Below are 940 nucleotides of genomic sequence, written 5' to 3' on the forward strand. Positions count from 1 at the left end.
CGGGGACTTGTCCGGGCCGATAACGGCGGGACGCCGCTCCTGAGCATGTATCAGGACAGCACCCTGCGTATCACCGTCAACGTCCCGCAGAACGACGCCATCGGCGTCAAGCCCGGTGTCCAGGCAGCGATCACCGTCCCGCAGATGCCGGGCCGCCGCTTCGATGGTTTCGTGGAGCGCAGCTCCGTTGCGCTGAACGCGGCGTCGCGTACGTTGACCACCCAGGTGGACGTGCCCAATCCCGACCGGACCCTGCGCGCCGGGCTCTATGCCTACGTCACCCTCAAGATCCCCCGGACCGAGCCCGGCGTAACGATCCCCGCCGAGGCGACGGTGTTCAACAGCAACGGCCTGCAGGTCGCGACCCTGGGCGACGATGACCGGGTGACATGGCGGACGATCCGCGTGCGGCGCGATCTCGGGCGCACGCTGGAGCTGGATTCCGGTCTCTCCGCGGACAGCCGCATCATCTACAGCCCGGCTCCGGACTTGCGCGACGGCCAGTCGGTCGAACCCGTGAAACCGCCGCAGTCGATGGAGCCGCTCCGATCGGCGCAACGCTGATCGGCCGGGAACAGCCCTCTGCAATCCGCGTCGGGCTCACCATCGGCCTCACCCTCGCGCCGAGCGACGGGACGAGCTGTGAGAAGCGCATCAAGAACGCCGAGGTCACCCGCAATCGCGGAAAAGGTCGAGGCGTGCGGCGCGTTGCGGTTCTTCGGGCCTGCGATGGATGAGCGCCCCCAGGTTCGCAGGATCCTGGAGCGCGATCTGCCCGATGTGCTCGCCGGGGAGATCTTCGAGGCCTGTGATCGGCCGGTCTACAGCCTCGGGGCGGATCGCATCTGCGCGTTCACGTCGGCACGCCTCGTCACCGCTTTTCACGNCGCACTGCGGCGGAACGGAATTGCAGGACGGCGGCCGGAGCCGGACGCGCGCC

The 940-nt window shown here is 68.6% G+C and carries 1 protein-coding gene; it reads left to right on the forward strand.

Annotation, left to right across the window (positions count from 1 at the left end; translation table 11 throughout):
• A partial coding sequence (locus I53_RS29780) for an efflux RND transporter periplasmic adaptor subunit (RefSeq protein WP_043357943.1) occupies positions 1 to 564 on the forward strand: 564 nt, incomplete at its 5' end.
• Positions 565 to 940: the final 376 nt, after the last annotated feature.

Source organism: Methylobacterium sp. B1 (genome assembly GCF_000333255.1).
Classification (GTDB): Bacteria; Pseudomonadota; Alphaproteobacteria; order Rhizobiales; family Beijerinckiaceae; genus Methylobacterium; species Methylobacterium fujisawaense.